Here is a 14,967-nt window from a genome sequence, read left to right as displayed (position 1 = left end):
AATCAAGCTTAAAAATGGGAGATTCGGCATTAAAAAAGGAGCTCAGTATAAAAGAATACATCGAATTGGAAGAAAAATCTCTCCAAAAAAATGAATATTTTGGTGGAGAGATATACGCAATGGCAGGCGGAAAACCTTCGCACGCCCTAATTTCCAATAACATAGCTGCCGAACTACGAAACAGTCTCAAAGGAAAACCATGCTTAGCTTATAATAGTGACTTGGCAATCGCCACCGCCGAAGATGAATTTGTCTATGCAGATGCTTCGGTTGTTTGTGGTGAAATAGAAAGTTATGCTGAACACCCAAATGCGGCAAAAAATCCAATATTAATTGTAGAGGTTCTTTCTGATTCGAGTGAAAAATATGACCGAGGAGAAAAATTTAGAAAATACCAACAGATAGAGTCTTTGAGAGAATATTTATTGATTGCCCAAGACAGAGTTCGAGTTGAAGTTTATTCAAAGCATGACAATATTATTTTCTGGCAGTATCGTTCTTATGAATCGTTGAACGATACAATTGATTTTAAGTCAATCAACTGTAATATCGCTTTGAGTGATATTTATTTAGGTTGGAAAAAAGAAGCATAGCAATGTCTAAACGCCACAAAAAATATAAGAAATACGTTCAAACAAAGGTTTTCACTTCGCCTGGTACGTTGGAATATGTGGGCAAAGATGTGCCGATTGATACTATCGTAAAATTAGTCGAATTCAACGATGAAATATATCAACAAAAGATAGTAAAATCAATTATTGACTGTAAGCCTTCACCCAACGAATCGCACGTAAACTGGCTCGATGTCGATGGCGTACATGAAGTGCATATTGTTGAAGAAATCGGCAAACATTATCATCTGCACCCACTTTTGCTCGAAGATGTTCTCAACACCGAGCAGAAACCTAAATTGGAGCATTTTGGAGAACAAAATATATTTGTGATAATGAAAATGCTGCAATTCAACGATACTCTCAATGAAGTTGAAACCGAACACGTAGCACTCGTTTTGGGCAAGAACTACGTAGTTTCGTTTCAAGAAATGCACAAATCTGATGTTTTTGCTCCAATTTTTGCCCGACTAAAAGCCTCAGTTGGCAAAACCCGTAAAGGCAAAGCCGATTATTTATTTTATTCGCTCTGTGATTTAGTGGTTGATAATTATTTTGTGATTCTCGAAAAATTTAGCGAAAAACTGGAAGATTTAGAAATAAAAATCATCGAAAATCCACACAAAGACGACCAAACTGCACTCTACGAACTTCGCCGTGAATTGATGCAAATTCGTAAAGCAGTTTTGCCACTCAGAGATATTTTCGGCTCGCTTACTCGTGATAATTCAGATTTGATTCAAGCAAGCACAAACATCTATCTGAGAGACGTTTACGACCACATTCTACAAACACTCGAAACGATTGAATCTTACCGAGAAATGATTGAAAACATTCAGAATATTTATCTCACCAGTTTGAGTAATAAGATGAATTCGGTCATGAAAACGCTCACAGTCTTTACTGCTATTTTCATGCCTTTGACCTTCATTGCTGGCATTTATGGCATGAATTTCGACAATATGCCTGAGCTACGTCACCCAAATGGTTATTTTTATACAATCGGCAGCATGGTTGCCATATCTATAGTGCTTTGGATTTATTTTAAATGGAAAAAATATGTTTAACGTGGTGAGAACCGAGCAAGCTAACCTTTCAATTTGTCTTCTTTAAAGTTTAACAAAGTCATTTTCTGAAAATTATTCAACTTTTGCCCCATTAAACTCCCTTTTTGTCGCTGAAAAAAGGTATAGAATATTCAGTGTAGGTCAGTATAACAAGATATTAGTTATCTTTGAAAAATGTAGTCTTCATTAACACAAACTCATTTCTAAAAATGCAGAAACAACTATCAATCTTTTTATTGATTATAACAATTTCTTTTGGAGCATTTGCCCAAAACAAAAAGAAAACTAAAACTACTCCAACCCCTACGACAACGGTTGTGGCTTTACCAAAACCAACGAAAATCGACTACGATAGTACTTTTAAAGCCATCAAATGGCGAAACATTGGCCCATTCCGTGGCGGGCGTTCGGTGGCAGTTTCGGGCGTAATTGGTAATCCACAAGTATATTACATGGGTACTACTGGCGGTGGACTCTGGAAAACAACCGACGCTGGACTTACGTGGGCAAATGTCTCAGATGGTTATTTCAAAACTGGTTCGGTGGGAGCTGTTTCAGTGGCCGAATCTGACCCAAACGTAGTGTACGTGGGCATGGGTGAACACGCTCCTCGTGGTGTAATGACTTCTTATGGTGATGGCGTTTATAAATCGACTGATGCAGGAAAAACTTGGACAAAGTTAGGTCTTGACCTTACTCGTCATATTTCTCGTATCAGTATTCATCCACAAAATCCTGATGTTGTTTATGTAGCTGCACAAGGTGCATTGCACGGTGCGGGCGAAGAAAGAGGCGTTTATAAATCAATTGATGGTGGGAAAACGTGGAAAAAGACGCTTTTTGTTGATAATAATACAGGTTGCTCAGATCTGAGCATGGATATGACAAATCCAAGAATTATGTACGCTGCCATGTGGGATCATCGTCGTTTACCGTGGCAAATAGTAAGCGGTGGCAAAGGCAGTGGTTTGTATAAATCGGTTGATGCTGGCGAAACTTGGACAAAACTCGATAAAGGTTTGCCAAAAGAACTGGGTAAAATGGGAATTGTGGTTTCGAGAGCAAATCCGAGCCGAGTTTTTGCGGTCATTGAATCAGATACCGAAAAAGAACAAGGTGGCGTTTTCCGCTCTGACGATGCAGGTAAATCATGGACTCGTGTAAGCAAAGACCACCGAACGGTTCAACGTGCGTGGTATTATATTGAAATCTTCGCTGACCCAACCAACGAAAATATTGTTTATGTACTTAATTCTCCCGCCCTCAAATCTATTGATGGGGGTAAAACTTTCAGTCGTGTTTTTGGTGGAACGCATGGCGACCATCACGACTTATGGATAAACCCTAAAGATGGTAAAAATATGGTTTTGGGAAATGACGGTGGTGCAGCCGTTTCATTCAATGGTGGACAAACATTTTCTCCGCAAAACCAAATGCCTACTGCTCAATTTTACCGAATCAATGCCGATAATTTGTTTCCTTACCGAATCTATGGTGGACAGCAAGATAATACTTCGGTCATGATTCCGAGTCGAGTAACCAATGGTAGCGGTATTCGTGAGCGTGACTGGGAATATTCGGCAGGAGGTGAAAGTGCATTTTTAGCGTTTGACCCAGATGCACCTCGCTACGTAATGGGTGGCAGTTATCAAGGAACAATCGAACTACTTGATTTGCAAAACAAAGAAGGAAAAGGCGTAATGACAGCCCCGATTCAGTACCAAGCCTTGAAAGCAAAAGAAATGAAGTACCGCTTCAACTGGAATGCTCCGATTATCTACTCTAAACGTGAAAAAGCCTATTATCATGCAGGAAATGTAGTTTTGAAGACAACAGATTTAGGGAAAACCTGGACAGAATTTTCGACTGATTTAACTCGAAAAGATACAACTAAACTCGGTTTGGGTGGAGCTCCCTATACGAATGAAGGTGCGGGTGGCGAAAACTACGCAACAATTTCGTACCTCACAGAATCTCCCAACGAAGCAGGTGTTTTTTGGACAGGTAGTGATGACGGACTGGTACATATCACCAAAGACAATGGCAAAACTTGGACAAATATAACTCCAACTGGTCTGGAAGAATGTTTGGTGAATGCCATTGAGGTTTCGCCGCACGATAACGCAACGGCTTACATTGCTACACATCGCTACAAGCAAAATGATTTTACGCCATCTATCTATAAAACAACTGATTACGGAAAAACTTGGACAAAAATCACGGAAGGCATTCCGTATGGTGCTTGTGTACGTGTAGTACGTGAAGATTCTCAACGAAAAGATTTGCTTTTTGCAGGAACAGAAACTGGTTTTTATGTTTCGATGAATGGCGGTAAAAGTTGGTCGAATATGCAATTGAATTTACCAATTACGCCAATCACCGATTTGAAAATTCATCAAAACGATTTGATTGCCTCAACGCAAGGCCGTTCGTTTTGGATTTTGGATGATTTAGCTCCAATTAGAGAACTGAAAGGTGAGTTATCAAAAGATAGTTTGACGGCTTTCACGCCCGAAGATGCCTACAGAGTTTCGGGGCGTAGTTCGCTTGATAAAGTCAGCGAAGATGACGAAGAAGAGGGTGCTTCATTCGGCGAAAACCCTTCTACGGGCGTAGTTTTTTACTATGGTTTGCCAGCCAAACCTGATACATCGTTGGTCTTGACTTTAGAAATCAGCAATGCAAAAGGCGAAGTAGTAAGAACATATAGCAGCAAAAAAGAGAAAGATTTTGAAGTGTATCCAGGTGGCCCATCGCCAGACCCAACGCTTCTCATGAAAGGTGGTATGAATCGTTTTGTTTGGGATATGCGTGCCGAAACCATCAAAGGTATTCCAAAAGTATTTATCGAAGGTAGTTATGATGGCCGTAAAATGTCTCCAGGCAGTTATTCGGCTAAATTTACCTACGGAAAACAAATTAAAATAGTTCCTGTGAAAATTCTCGCTGACCCACGCATCGATGCAACGGCTGCCGATTATCAAGACCAAGAAAATACACTCAAATCGCTCGAAAATAGAGTGAATGATATTCACGAGTCAATCGCCAGAATGCGTAAAATTTCTAAGCAAATCAGCGAGGTAAGCAGTCTTTTGGCCACAAAAACTGAGCTAAAAACAGTTGTAGATGCAGGAAATACGATTGTGAAGAAAATCAAAGTTTGGGAAGAAAAATTGGTACAAAACAAAGCAGAATCAAACGATGATATTATCAATTTCAAGAATATGCTAAGTGCAGATTATATTTTCGTAAGAGGCGAAATTGACTCAAACGTACCGACCGTTACGAGTGGGCAGAAAAAGCAATTGGCCGCCCTCGATGCACAGTGGAATGTACTAAAAACCGAAATGAATGACTTGATTGCAAAAGACATTGCGGCTTACAATAAACTTTGTGCCGAGAAAGTAATTAGTAAAGTGATTATTCCTTAGAGTATATATAGAAATAGGTTAAGAAAATTGTGGCACATCCTTAAAGGTGTGCCACAATTGTTTTTAGTATTCTCGCCCTTTCCAAACCAATTTAGTTGGTAAAAAATAAGCCATCAACTGTAAAAACCAAAACAGATACATATACATCGTATAAGCGGGAATGTACTTTAGGAGTTGATTTTGCTTGAGGGCTTTAAAGATTTGGCTTCCAACTAAGAAGTTTATCAAAAGATTTAAAATGAAAATCGCTAAAACGCTTTTCCACGAAAAAAGACTGATAATCAGCAAAATAGGCAACAAAAAACCTTGAATCAAAGCTGGGAAAATCAGAATCGACCCTGTTGAAATTCCACCCGAAACCCAGCGTTTACGTTGCTCAAAATACTTTTTTGGTGGTTTGGTAAGCGTCATTGCTTCTGGCTTGAATAATTGCTTAAAAGCAAAACCTTCATCAATGATTGACTTATAAATGGCATAATCTTCCACAATCGAAAAACCGATTTTTTCGTAACCACCAACCGACCAATAAGCCTCAGCCGAAACCATCATATTATTACCCATTCCAGTTGATTGAATCTTAAAATTGGCCAAAGTTTTCATTAATTTTAGCGTAAAAAGCCATTCAATTGCTTGACTTGCTTCAAACCAATTTTTGTTTTTTACGAATGTCAGTCCAACTATTACACCTTCGTTTTTCCTTTCTTCTACAAACGCTTCAATCCAATTTTTGGGGACTTCAATATCGGCGTCAGTAAAGAAAAAAAGCTCTCCCGTTGTCAGATAAGCCAATTGTGCCAAAACATTTGCTTTACCTTTCAGTTCAGCAATTTGTTTTTCTATTTTAACGTACTGAATATAAATATTTTCAGCCATAAATTTTCCGACAATTTCAGCAGTTGCATCATTTGAATCGTCATCTCCGATAAGAATTTGCAGCTTATCTTTAGGATAACTCAGTTGAGTAAACGAATGCAATAAATCGGTAATGTTTTCTTCCTCATTCCGAGCGGCTACTAAGATGCTTACTTTGGGATAACTCATCGTATAAATTTTTTCGATTATTGCATCTATGCACTGTAGACTAAAATCAATCTCTAATTGTTGAAGCAATTTTCTTAAAATCACTTATTAAATCTTTATAATTATTGGCTAAAGTCCAACACAAAACTTGGTAATAGTGCGTTTTAGATTCTACATAAGTAATTAAATATGTTACTTTTATCTCTTTACCATCTTCCGTCTGTAAGGTTGCATTTAAGTCGGTTTGGTAAAATTTATTGCCATTTTGTTGAAATTCCGTCGGTTTTGATTCTTTGGCTTTTGGGTCTTCTGATATAAGGCTTTCAATCACAGAGTCATGAAACTCTTTTAAATTATCATATTTTGTTCCATCAGCTTCCAAGTCTTCCTTTGCATCTTCGATTACTACAACATACGCTTCTTTAGCTTTGTTCATATACTGCATCGAAGCAACATCGTTGAGGTCCGTCGTCTTAACCATATACTCGGGCAAAGACATATAAATAATATGACCTGCTTTTTGTTCGATAAACTTGGTTTGAGAAAAACTCGGAATAGTACTAAAAACAACAATAATAATAAAGAAAAACAATTGTTTGAGACTCATGTGTATGGGGACAGTTTTAGTTTTTGCAAAAGTATTTAAAGTTTCGAAAACTGAAATCCTTGGGTTGAAAAATGTTCTAAAAATCTCGGTAGTGCGTACGACATACGGTCATTTGCCTTAATACTATCATGGAAAAGTATAATTGATCCAGCTTCAGTATGCTTTATGGTTTTCTTTAAGACTATTTCGGGCGAAAGATTCTGAGAAAAATCTCCACTCAGAACATCCCACATAACTATCTCATAATCAGGCAATAGAACACTCGCTTGCTTACGTTTAATACGCCCATAAGGTGGGCGAAATAGCTTTGTGTGATGCCCATTCTTTTGAATTACAGTTTGACATTTGACAACGTTTTCTAAATAAGCAACATCTTCGGTAGCCCAACCACGCAAATGATTGAATGTATGATTGCCTACCGAATGACCATCTTTGAGTATTTGTTGGAAAATACTCGGATTTTTACTGATGTTATCTCCGATACAGAAAAAAGTAGCCTTTGCTTGGTATTTTTCGAGAGTTTCCAGCACAAATTCGGTTACTTCGGGGATTGGACCGTCATCAAAAGTAAGATAAATTTTCTTTTCGTCAGAGGGTTTTCTCCAGACGAAATTGGGGTATAAAGCCCGCATTAAAAAATTGGTTTTATGCAAAAACATCGCTCATTGTTTTTCTGCAAAAGTCTGAATTTTTAGTCAGAAATAATATTTAATTTCTAAATTGCGATAACTATTAATCTCTAACCAATATGCAGAAGTCTCTTTTACTGATTCTATCCTTTCTTTGTTTAAGTCTATCTGTCTTTGCACACACCGAACCTACTAATCAATCTCATGTAGTACATGATGGAATTGGCTTCGGTGCTGTGTTGGCCATTGTTATTTCTTGGTCGAATAATAAGTCAATAGGATGGGCAATCGTACATGGTATTCTGTCGTGGTTTTATGTTATTTACTACTTTTTTTCAAGAGATGAAAAATAGATTTCTATTAAAATTTACCGTTACTCTTGCACTAACTTGGCTTTGTGTTCATTTTTTGAAAGCACAAACCAAGCCTTTGAGCAACCGCATAGCCAACTATGAAATTTCGGTAAAACTCAACCCCGAAAAACATACACTCAGTGGCAAAGAAACACTTGTGTGGACGAATACTTCGACCGATTATATCAGTGAATTACAATTTCATCTGTACCTCAATGCCTTCAAAAACAAAAACTCGACTTTTATGAAAGAGTCAGGCGGGCAGCTTCGTGGTGAAATGATGGACGCTAAAAACAAAGGTAATTTTGGATGGATTGATATTATTTCAATGAAAGTGCGTGGTGTTGAAAACCTGACATCGAAAATCAAATTTATTCAACCTGACGACCTCAATGACAAAGACCAAACCGTAATTAGTGTTCCGCTCAGTAGCCCGCTTGCACCCAGCGAAAGCATCACGCTCGACATCAACTTCAAAGCTCGACTACCCAAAGTATTTGCTCGAACGGGTTATGCGGGCGATTATCATTTAGTTGGGCAATGGTTTCCAAAAATCGGTGTTTATGAGTCGGCAGGAATGCGTTATGCAAAAAAAGGTGCTTGGAATTGCCACCAATTTCACGCTGACAGCGAATTTTATGCTGATTTTGGCACGTATCGAGTTGATATGACCGTACCGAAAAACTTTGTTTTGGCCGCAACGGGTGTTTTTCAGAACGAAAAAATTACCAAAGACAATACAAAAACCATCAGCTACCGAGCCGATGATGTGCATGATTTTGCATGGACGGTTTCGCCTCGATTTGAGGTTTCAGAACGCCAATGGAAACATGTAAAAATAAAAGCAGTTGTTCAGCCCGAACACAGCGGAAGCACCGAACGCTATTTTCAGTCGGCCATTGCGGCTTTAGAGTATTTCGATAAACATCTCGGCAAATATCCGCATTCGGTACTGACATTGGTTGACCCACCGCTGGCAGCCGCAGGTTCGGCTGGCATGGAATATCCAACTTTTATTACATGTGGCGAGACTGCATGGGGTTTACCAAACGGTATTCGCTCGCCCGAAGTAGTCACGATTCACGAATTCGGACATCAGTATTTTCAAGGAATGTTGGCCTCAAATGAATTTGAAGAATCGTTTTTGGACGAAGGTTTTAACCAATATTACGAAGGCCGAATCATGGACGCCACTTATGGTAAAGGCTCAATGATAAACCTCTTTGGGTTCAAACTAAATGATACGGAAAATCCTCGATTAGCGTATGTGAGCATGAAAAACGTGAAGATTTCGGAGATTTTCAGAAAATCGTGGGAGTATCCAAGAGGCACTTACGGCACTCTTACTTATATGAAAACCGCCGTAATGCTTCAAACTTTGGAAAATCTGGTTGGAAGACCAGTCATGGACGAAATCCTGCAAACATACTTTATGAGATGGCGTTTTAAGCACCCAGCTGTAAAAGATTTTGTGGCAGTAGTCAACGAAATTGCTCCGAAACGAACAAATTATCAATACGGAAAAAACTTTGATTGGTATTTCGAACAAGCTCTCTACAAAGCCCCCGATTGCGATTACGAAGTAAGTGAAATCGACCAGAACAAATGCACCATCAAACGTTTAGGTGATATGATAATTCCAACCGAAATACTCGTAAAATTTACGGACGGAAAAGAAGAATTAATCAGTTGGAATGGGGAAGATTATTCGAAAGTTTTGGAGTTTGAAAAGCCAATCAATTCGGTTATAATCGACCCGAAAAACAAGATTTTATTTGATTTAAACCTCAATAATAATAGCCGAAGTATCGAGCAATCTTCATTGCCTTTCATCAAATACGCCCTAAAAATGATGTTTTGGGTGCAGAATTTTTTGAGCTGGGTGGGGTAATGATTCGGTAGTAAACAAGGACGGCATGGTTTGAAACCATGCCGTCCTTCATTTTAACGCAAAATATTCTCAACTATTCTCCTTTTCTCGAAAGCAACCAAAGCCCTAAGAATGTTATAAATCCATTGAGCATCAATTTTGAGAAACCAAATTCAAAATCAAGGTTTTTCTTTGTAAATTCTTCAATAAAATAAGTAAGAAATGGAGCAGCTACGCACACAAATGGCACGTATTTATCAGTTAGTGGACGTTTAAGGTAAAGTCCAAAAGCGAACAGTCCGAGTAGTGGGCCATAAGTATAACCCGCAATATTAAATACCGCCGAAATAACTTCTTGGCTATTTAAAGCTCTAAAAATCAAGATTACGATAATAAACACTACCGTAAAACCAATATGCACATAGTGTTTTAGATTTTGGCGTTTGGCCTCTTCGTATTTTTCGATATGCAAGAAATCGACACAAAACGAAGTTGTGAGTGCTGTAAGTGCCGAGTCGGAGCTGGCATAAGTTGCAGCCGTAATACCCAACAAAAACGTAACGGCCGCCAACGTTCCGAACTGATTTCCAAGTGCTAACGAAGGATATAAATCATCTGTTTTAGCAGGAATTGGAAAGCCCATTTTCTCAGAATATAAATAGAGCAATACACCCAAACTCAAGAAAAGCAAATTGATAAAAACCAGCACTACATAAAACCAAAACATATTTTTCTGTGCTTCGCCGATGCTTTTACAAGTGAGATTTTTCTGCATTAAATCTTGGTCAAGACCAGTCATAACAATGGCAATAAACGCTCCTGATAGGAAATCTTTCACGAAATGGTGTTTATTTGCCCAATCCCACACAAAAATCTTTGAATATTGGCTATCTCGAACGGTTGAGAATAAATCACCAACGCCCAAATCAAGTTGTTTTCCGATCAAATAAATTGTCAAAACCAATGCCGTAAGCAAAAAGAAAGTTTGAAGTGTATCGGTAATGATGATGGTTTTTACGCCACCTTTAAATGTATAAACAAAAATCAAAGCCATTGCAATTAAAACCGTCACTTCGAAAGGTACGCCCAAAGCATCAAAAATAGCGAGTTGCAAAACCTGTACGGCTACATACATACGCACTGCCGAACCAATGGTACGAGAAAGCAAGAAAAAAGCCGAACCCGTTTTATATGACCAAAAACCAAAGCGTTTTTCGAGATAACCGTATATCGAAATCAAATTCAGTCGGTAATACATCGGCATCAAAATCGTGGCAATTACCCAATAACCAACGGCGTAACCCAACACCACCTGAAAATAAGAAAACTGAATTTTTCCGACCGCACCTGGCACTGAAACGAACGTTACACCCGAAATTGATGTTCCAATCATACCAAAAGCCACCAAATACCACGGTGATTGGCGATTAGCTGTAAAAAAAGTATTAGTATCAGCCCCACGAGCTGTATAAAATGAAATAGCAATCAGAATTAAGAAATAAATAACCAGAATCGTTAGTGCGAGTGTTGATGACATACTTGTTTAGGGTTTAAAATCTTATCCAAATATCAAAACTTTTTTTTCGATAACAAAACTACACTTTCGCAAGAATAAATTATCTTAGCATTAGAAATTGATTTACAAATTTTCAAAAATGTATTATTTAGTTTCAAAAACACTTGACTATCAAGTTTTTACAAAAAATAATTAACCCAAATTCGTGCAAAAACCTCGACAAATGACAACGTTACCAAGTCCAGAAATTGAAGTAATTGAAGAGATTACCGAAGACCTCTCCGCTATTAAATTATGGGAATTAGTCGTTTTCAATGATGATATAAACACCTTCGACCACGTAATATCTACTCTCATAGATGTTTGCCAGCATTCTCCCGAACAGGCCGAACAGTGTACGCTGATTATTCATTATAAAGGAAAATGTGGCGTAAAATCGGGAGATTTTGAGGAATTAGCTGCCATGAGAAACGAAATCTGTCGCCGTGAAATTTCGGCTGAGATAATGTTGAAATAGTCAGTAGTTCGGCAAAAATTGATTATGGACTACTGAAATAATTTTAGACGTAAAGTTCGAATCTCTTCTTCGTCACATTATGAAAAAATATCGTTCATGGACAGTGGACTTATAAAAAAATAAATGAACTTCCCCTCCAAGCTTATAGAAGAAGCTGTTATTGAAATATCAAAGTTGCCGGGAATAGGTAAAAAATCGGCTTTGAGATTGGCTTTACACTTATTGAAAAGAGACGAATCGCAGACGCAACTTTTGGCTGATGCCCTAACAAAGATGCGTACAAAGACTACTTTCTGCAAAAAGTGTCACAATATTTCAGATGACGAACTCTGTTTAATTTGCAGTTCGCCCCGCCGTGATGCGTCAGTGCTTTGTATCGTAGAAGATACCCGTGATGTACTGGCCATCGAAAACACCGCTCAATACCGTGGACTTTATCATATTTTAGGAGGAATCATTTCGCCATTAGCGGGCATTGGACCTAACGATTTAAATATTGAATCGTTGATAAAGAGAGTCGAACAAGAACCTGATATTCAAGAAATTATTTTGGCACTCAGTCCAACAATGGAAGGCGATACTACCGCCTTTTATCTACAAAAACGACTAAAACCGTTCAATAAAAAAATAAGTACCATCGCTCGTGGAATTCCAATCGGTGGCGACCTCGAATATGCCGATGAAGTAACCCTCGGACGGAGTATTACGAGCAGAATTGCTTATGAATAGAGTTCGACTTCACTCACCCTCCACTAAGAAGTGCAGGATTTTATGAATAAAGAATGCTTTCAGACAAAAATATGATACCAAAAGTCAAAATCTGCTGCATTAGTTCACCTCTGGAAGCTAAACAAGCCGTTAGTTACGGAGCTTCGGCATTGGGTTTGGTGTCCAAAATGCCGAGCGGGCCAGGCCCAATTTCTGATGAATTGATTCAAGAAATCGTCCAAACAATACCACCACCGATTGCATCGTTTCTACTGACCAGTCGTACTGATAGTTTTGATATTATTGCACACCAAAAGATTGTCAATTCAAATGTCATTCAGATTGTTGATGCTTTGGAAACTGGCACTTACGATGATTTTAGAAGAGCAATTCCTGCTATAAAAATCGTGCAGGTGATTCACGTAGTTGATGAAAAATCGTTGGATGAAGCACTCGAAATAGCAGAGAAAGTGGATGCACTTTTGCTTGATTCGGGAAACCCCAATTTGGCAGTAAAAGAACTCGGCGGAACAGGTCGAGTACATAACTGGGCGATTAGCCGAAAGATTGTCGAGCAATCAAAAGTACCTGTTTTCTTGGCTGGTGGACTAAAAACCGAAAATGTAAGAGCTGCCATTGATGCAGTTCAGCCCTACGGTTTAGATTTATGCAGCAGTGTCCGCACCGACGGCAAATTAGACCCTCATAAATTAGAAGCGTTTTTTAATGAAGTAAATCGGGTTTAAGTTTTATATTTGTACAAAAGCCCTGCATTATGGAAGAGATTTTTATCAGTAAAATACATATCAATAAAGTCCGTCACCTTGAAAATGTGGATATTCTTCTTTCAGAAAAAGAAAGAAAACACCTCATTTTGACTGGTAAGAATGGTAGTGGAAAGACGAGTTTGCATAACTGTATTGCTGATAAATTATATCTTATTTATCTTTCAGATGTTGAGTATGTAAGAAATAATTCTGGCAATAAAGAAGAAACTATTGAAGAAATAATACAGTTTACCCAAGGAACTGATAAGACTGCCAACATAAGGTTATCATTTAATTTACCTGAGCTACTTCCATTTCATGTAACTAATGCAAGTTTTATATTTTTATCTTTATCGGCAAAACGTAGAGTAGAATTTTCAAAACCAGATTTTTTACGTAAAATAGATATTAATCACTATTTTCATAATCACGAAAAAGCGAATCGGAATTTTATTGACTACTTGGTAAATTTACGAGCCGAACGCTCTTTTGCAACTGAAGAAAAAGATAACACAAAAGTTTCTAAAATTGACAACTGGTTCTTGAAATTCGAAAATGCCCTCAGACACATTTTTGATGAGCCTAATTTAGTTTTAGAATTTGTTCGTGATAATTTCCAATACAATTTCTATATAAATCTACCTAATAGAGAACCTTTCGATTTTCTGAACCTATCTGATGGTTATTCTTCTATTCTTGATATTGTGAGTGAAATAATGATAAGAATGGAAAGTAAAGCATCTCAGGTTTACGACCTCCAAGGCATTGTCTTAATCGACGAAATCGAAACGCATTTACACATTGATTTACAGAAGAAAATCTTGCCTTTTCTGACTTCATTTTTTCCAAAAATTCAGTTTATCGTCACGACTCATTCACCCTTTGTTCTAAGCTCAGTTAATAATGCTGTGATTTTTGATTTAGAAACTAAGCAACGAGTTGAAGATTTATCAGGATATTCGGTTGAGGGTATCGTAGAATCATATTTCGATGTTGACCAATATTCCGATGAAATAAAGGCTAAATTAGATGAATACGAAACATTACTAAATAAATCAGACTTAACAAGTGAAGAGAAAGAACGTAAATTAGACCTAAAAATCTATTTTAAAGATAATATCGCCAAAACGCTATCGCCAGAATTAAGTCTTAGAATCAAAGAGTTAGAAACACAAAAATTAGTTATTCAATGATAAATATTGTGAAGTCACAGCCCGCTCCACTTTGTTTATCAGTTGAAAAAGAAAAGAATAATGGTGACTATAAATGTGGAGAGGTTTTAGAAAGGATACAAAATGATTTTCATAATAAATGCTATATCTGCGAAGACAAAGATATTACAAGCATCAATGTCGAACATTTTGAGCCACACCAAAATAATAAAGAAAAACTTTTCGACTGGAACAACCTTTTTTACGCATGTCAGCACTGCATTAACATAAAAAATGATTTAGAAAAATACCATCCATTACTCAACTGTACGAACGAAAATCATAAGATTCTGGATTGGATAAAGTTTGAGTATGAGATAATGCCTCTTGGTGAACCTAAAATTATTGCTCTTCAAACGGACGAATTAACACAAAAAACTGTTACACTTATACAAGACGTTTTTACAGGAACAACTCCGCTTAAAACTTTGGAGGCAAGAAACTTGAGAAGAAAACTCGAAAAAGAAATGCGTCCATTTTTAAATGATTTGTTTGAATATTTCAGCGATGATACTTTTTCAGAAGAAGAAAAAACAATTTTAAAACTTAGAATTATCCGACGATTAAGCATAAAATCCGCCTTTACTGCGTTTAAGGTTTGGTATATAAATAAGAACAGCGTTTATTTACAAGAATTCAGTCAATATTTACCCTCATAAA

The 14,967-nt window shown here is 37.5% G+C and carries 14 protein-coding genes; 10 read left to right on the top strand and 4 right to left on the bottom strand.

Features of this window, described 5'->3' with window-relative positions:
- Positions 1-14: 14 nt before the first annotated feature.
- The 3 genes from ABR854_RS12050 to ABR854_RS12040 all read left to right on the top strand — a co-directional run bounded on the left by ABR854_RS12050 (position 15) and on the right by ABR854_RS12040 (position 5,109).
- Positions 15-593 carry a Uma2 family endonuclease gene (locus ABR854_RS12050; protein ID WP_350265651.1) on the top strand — a complete coding sequence of 193 codons (579 nt, stop codon included), beginning with the start codon at positions 15-17 and terminating at the stop codon, positions 591-593.
- 2 nt (positions 594-595) lie between these two features.
- Positions 596-1,678, top strand: a complete 1,083-nt coding sequence (gene corA / locus ABR854_RS12045) for a magnesium/cobalt transporter CorA (RefSeq protein WP_350265650.1) — start codon at positions 596-598, stop codon at positions 1,676-1,678.
- Between the two features lie 209 nt (positions 1,679-1,887).
- On the top strand, positions 1,888-5,109 hold the full coding sequence (locus tag ABR854_RS12040; RefSeq protein ID WP_350265649.1) for a WD40/YVTN/BNR-like repeat-containing protein: 3,222 nt from the start codon (positions 1,888-1,890) through the stop codon (positions 5,107-5,109).
- 63 nt (positions 5,110-5,172) lie between these two features.
- Here the strand turns inward: ABR854_RS12040 and ABR854_RS12035 are convergent, their stop codons facing one another.
- The 3 genes from ABR854_RS12035 to ABR854_RS12025 are packed head-to-tail and all read right to left on the bottom strand — an operon-like array spanning position 5,173 to position 7,395.
- The gene (locus ABR854_RS12035; RefSeq protein ID WP_350265648.1) at positions 5,173-6,150 is read right to left on the bottom strand and encodes a glycosyltransferase; all 978 of its coding nucleotides are present in this window, start codon (positions 6,148-6,150) and stop codon (positions 5,173-5,175) included.
- A gap of 46 nt (positions 6,151-6,196) precedes the next feature.
- Entirely contained in the window at positions 6,197-6,736 is a 540-nt protein-coding gene (locus ABR854_RS12030; protein WP_350265647.1) for a hypothetical protein, read from the bottom strand.
- A gap of 35 nt (positions 6,737-6,771) precedes the next feature.
- A complete protein-coding gene (locus ABR854_RS12025; protein ID WP_350265646.1) occupies positions 6,772-7,395 on the bottom strand; it encodes a polysaccharide deacetylase family protein in 624 nt (207 codons plus the stop codon).
- Positions 7,396-7,484: 89 nt separating this feature from the next.
- Between ABR854_RS12025 and ABR854_RS12020 the strand changes: the two genes are divergently transcribed.
- Both ABR854_RS12020 and ABR854_RS12015 read left to right on the top strand, forming a co-directional pair.
- Positions 7,485-7,718, top strand: coding sequence for a hypothetical protein (locus ABR854_RS12020; protein WP_350265645.1), 234 nt, complete (start codon positions 7,485-7,487; stop codon positions 7,716-7,718).
- On the top strand, positions 7,708-9,609 hold the full coding sequence (locus ABR854_RS12015) for a M1 family metallopeptidase (RefSeq protein WP_350265644.1): 1,902 nt from the start codon (positions 7,708-7,710) through the stop codon (positions 9,607-9,609). Before ABR854_RS12020 ends, ABR854_RS12015 begins: the two co-directional genes overlap by 11 nt.
- Before the next feature lie 73 nt (positions 9,610-9,682).
- Here the strand turns inward: ABR854_RS12015 and ABR854_RS12010 are convergent, their stop codons facing one another.
- Positions 9,683-11,125: a sodium:solute symporter gene (locus ABR854_RS12010; RefSeq protein ID WP_350265643.1), complete on the bottom strand. Its 1,443-nt coding sequence runs from the start codon at positions 11,123-11,125 to the stop codon at positions 9,683-9,685.
- 202 nt (positions 11,126-11,327) lie between these two features.
- On the opposite strand from ABR854_RS12010, the gene ABR854_RS12005 reads away from it, so the two are divergent.
- From ABR854_RS12005 to ABR854_RS11985, 5 genes are all read left to right on the top strand, one after another.
- The gene (locus ABR854_RS12005; RefSeq protein WP_350265642.1) at positions 11,328-11,621 is read left to right on the top strand and encodes an ATP-dependent Clp protease adaptor ClpS; all 294 of its coding nucleotides are present in this window, start codon (positions 11,328-11,330) and stop codon (positions 11,619-11,621) included.
- 123 nt (positions 11,622-11,744) lie between these two features.
- A complete protein-coding gene (gene recR, locus ABR854_RS12000; RefSeq protein WP_350265641.1) occupies positions 11,745-12,350 on the top strand; it encodes a recombination mediator RecR in 606 nt (201 codons plus the stop codon).
- Positions 12,351-12,421: 71 nt separating this feature from the next.
- Complete coding sequence (locus ABR854_RS11995; RefSeq protein ID WP_350265640.1) at positions 12,422-13,075, top strand: phosphoribosylanthranilate isomerase; 654 nt, start codon at positions 12,422-12,424, stop codon at positions 13,073-13,075.
- A gap of 29 nt (positions 13,076-13,104) precedes the next feature.
- Positions 13,105-14,289, top strand: a complete 1,185-nt coding sequence (locus ABR854_RS11990; protein ID WP_350265639.1) for an AAA family ATPase — start codon at positions 13,105-13,107, stop codon at positions 14,287-14,289.
- The gene (locus ABR854_RS11985) at positions 14,286-14,966 is read left to right on the top strand and encodes an HNH endonuclease family protein (protein ID WP_350265638.1); all 681 of its coding nucleotides are present in this window, start codon (positions 14,286-14,288) and stop codon (positions 14,964-14,966) included. Before ABR854_RS11990 ends, ABR854_RS11985 begins: the two co-directional genes overlap by 4 nt.
- Position 14,967 lies beyond the last annotated feature (1 nt).

Origin of the sequence: Emticicia sp. W12TSBA100-4 (assembly GCF_040253585.1) — a bacterium.
Lineage (GTDB): Bacteria > Bacteroidota > Bacteroidia > Cytophagales > Spirosomataceae > Emticicia.
Note: the sequence above shows the minus strand (reverse complement) of the source record. Positions and strands in the feature narration are given on the sequence as shown.

Coding starts and splice junctions, on each gene's coding strand:
- ABR854_RS12050 (WP_350265651.1), top strand. CDS start 15: ATGGGAGATTCGGCATTAAAAAAGGAGCTCAGTATAAAAGAATACATC.
- corA (WP_350265650.1), top strand. CDS start 596: ATGTCTAAACGCCACAAAAAATATAAGAAATACGTTCAAACAAAGGTT.
- ABR854_RS12040 (WP_350265649.1), top strand. CDS start 1,888: ATGCAGAAACAACTATCAATCTTTTTATTGATTATAACAATTTCTTTT.
- ABR854_RS12035 (WP_350265648.1), bottom strand. CDS start 6,150: ATGAGTTATCCCAAAGTAAGCATCTTAGTAGCCGCTCGGAATGAGGAA.
- ABR854_RS12030 (WP_350265647.1), bottom strand. CDS start 6,736: ATGAGTCTCAAACAATTGTTTTTCTTTATTATTATTGTTGTTTTTAGT.
- ABR854_RS12025 (WP_350265646.1), bottom strand. CDS start 7,395: ATGTTTTTGCATAAAACCAATTTTTTAATGCGGGCTTTATACCCCAAT.
- ABR854_RS12020 (WP_350265645.1), top strand. CDS start 7,485: ATGCAGAAGTCTCTTTTACTGATTCTATCCTTTCTTTGTTTAAGTCTA.
- ABR854_RS12015 (WP_350265644.1), top strand. CDS start 7,708: ATGAAAAATAGATTTCTATTAAAATTTACCGTTACTCTTGCACTAACT.
- ABR854_RS12010 (WP_350265643.1), bottom strand. CDS start 11,125: ATGTCATCAACACTCGCACTAACGATTCTGGTTATTTATTTCTTAATT.
- ABR854_RS12005 (WP_350265642.1), top strand. CDS start 11,328: ATGACAACGTTACCAAGTCCAGAAATTGAAGTAATTGAAGAGATTACC.
- recR (WP_350265641.1), top strand. CDS start 11,745: ATGAACTTCCCCTCCAAGCTTATAGAAGAAGCTGTTATTGAAATATCA.
- ABR854_RS11995 (WP_350265640.1), top strand. CDS start 12,422: ATGATACCAAAAGTCAAAATCTGCTGCATTAGTTCACCTCTGGAAGCT.
- ABR854_RS11990 (WP_350265639.1), top strand. CDS start 13,105: ATGGAAGAGATTTTTATCAGTAAAATACATATCAATAAAGTCCGTCAC.
- ABR854_RS11985 (WP_350265638.1), top strand. CDS start 14,286: ATGATAAATATTGTGAAGTCACAGCCCGCTCCACTTTGTTTATCAGTT.